The sequence below is a fragment of the Pseudomonas sp. 05N434 genome, assembly GCF_056396965.1.
This window is the reverse complement of record NZ_JBFTMK010000788.1, coordinates 1-1,654: the sequence shown is the minus strand read 5'-3', so window position 1 is coordinate 1,654 and position 1,654 is coordinate 1. Positions and strand designations below refer to the sequence as shown.

The 1,654-nt window shown below is 56.3% G+C and carries 3 protein-coding genes; all 3 read left to right on the top strand.

Annotated features, from left to right (window positions below; translation table 11 throughout):
* The coding region (locus AC1DLB_RS29380) for an RtcB family protein (RefSeq protein WP_477786228.1) at positions 1 to 739 on the top strand (739 nt) is incomplete at its 5' end.
* 99 nt (positions 740 to 838) lie between these two features.
* Complete coding sequence (locus tag AC1DLB_RS29375) at positions 839 to 1,075, top strand: hypothetical protein (protein ID WP_477779368.1); 237 nt, start codon at positions 839 to 841, stop codon at positions 1,073 to 1,075.
* A 107-nt stretch (positions 1,076 to 1,182) separates the two neighbouring features.
* Positions 1,183 to 1,518 (top strand): hypothetical protein, encoded by a 336-nt coding sequence (locus AC1DLB_RS29370; RefSeq protein ID WP_064617054.1) that lies wholly within the window; start codon positions 1,183 to 1,185, stop codon positions 1,516 to 1,518.
* Positions 1,519 to 1,654 lie beyond the last annotated feature (136 nt).

Sequence of the window (1,654 nt, the reverse complement as noted above, 5' to 3'; positions counted from 1 at the left end):
CCTGGGGACCCTCGGCACCGGTAACCACTTCATCGAGGTCTGCCTGGACGAGGCCAATCGCGTGTGGTTCATGCTGCACAGCGGCTCTCGCGGCGTGGGCAATGCCATCGGTACTCTGTTCATTCAATTGGCCCAGGCGGACATGCGCCAGCACATCGCCAACCTGCCGGACCGTGACCTTGCCTACTTCAAGGAGGGCAGCCGGCACTTCGATGACTACGTCGAAGCGGTGGGTTGGGCTCAGGACTTCGCCCGGCAGAACCGTGCCTTGATGATGCAAGCGGTGATTCACGCGGCGCGGCAGGTGATCCGCAAACCTTTCGAGGTTGCGCTGGAGGCCGTGAACTGCCATCACAATTACGTGCAGAAAGAGCGGCATTTTGGCGAGGACATCCTGGTCACCCGTAAAGGCGCGGTGTCGGCGAAGAAGGGCGAGCTGGGGATCATTCCCGGTTCCATGGGGGCCAAAAGCTTCATCGTTCGCGGCCTCGGCAACGAGCAATCGTTCTGTTCCTGCAGCCACGGCGCCGGTCGCACCATGAGCCGCACCAAAGCCAAGAACACCTTCACCGTCGCCGACCAGATCCGCGCGACCGCCCATGTGGAATGCCGCAAGGATGCGGCGGTCATCGATGAGATCCCGATGGCCTACAAGGACATCGACAAAGTCATGCACGCCCAGCGTGATCTGGTGGAAGTGCTGCATACGTTGCGACAGGTAGTGTGCGTGAAGGGGTAGGGATGGGAGGTATTCCGCTGGTCGGGAAAATCAACGGGAGTGGACAGCTCTGCTGTCGTATGGAGGTAGTGATCTATTCGCTGGGGCGAGGTATCTCAAATGACGGCGACTGATGATTTCAGACACCATGCGCATGAACTGATCGCGGACCTGGATGCGGCCACAACGGAAATGATGAAGTTGATTTCAGCTCATCAGCTCTGTGGGCCGGAATGGGAACGGGTCACGAAATGGCAGCATGAAGCGTACGAGCGGTGGATGAAGTATCTGAATGCGAGTTCGTATACCGATTCCGGCTCGGGGGTCGATCCGGGGCAGGGCGAAGCCTCTGTATAAGAAGCCTTTGTATAAAAAGCTGCTTTATAGCGGCGTAGCCCCAGCGTTTGCTGGATGTCTGCGCAAGTACAGGCTACATTTCCCGTTTTTCAGGATAGAGAAGCATCATGCGGATGTTGATAGCGGGAGTAGCGTTGGCTGCGTTGGCGGGCTGTTCATTGCCCGCATCCCTGGTGCCCGGTGAGCCTAATGTCAGCAAATACAGCGATAAGGCGCCCAAGGAATATGCCGGGTGTGTATTGCCATTGTGGCGCCAGGAGATTGCTGGAACGACGCAAACAGCGATTTCCAATGGCTATCGGATTACTGCACCGAGCGTCATCACAGCTGACGAAATTCTGGATATCGTGAAGTCCAAGGATGGCAGCCGGGTATCGCTTTACCAAGGGCCGCCATGGGCCAAGTCAGGAACGCTGCGCAAGGCTGTCCGGGATTGTCTGTAACGGTTTCTTCAGTAGATGACTCAAAAATAGTGTGGATATTTAATGGGTTGCGAGATTTAGTAACTGGATGGTGAGTCAAAATATCTTGTTACAGATCAATTGATTGGGTAATATTGCCCCGCGTTCACCACCACGG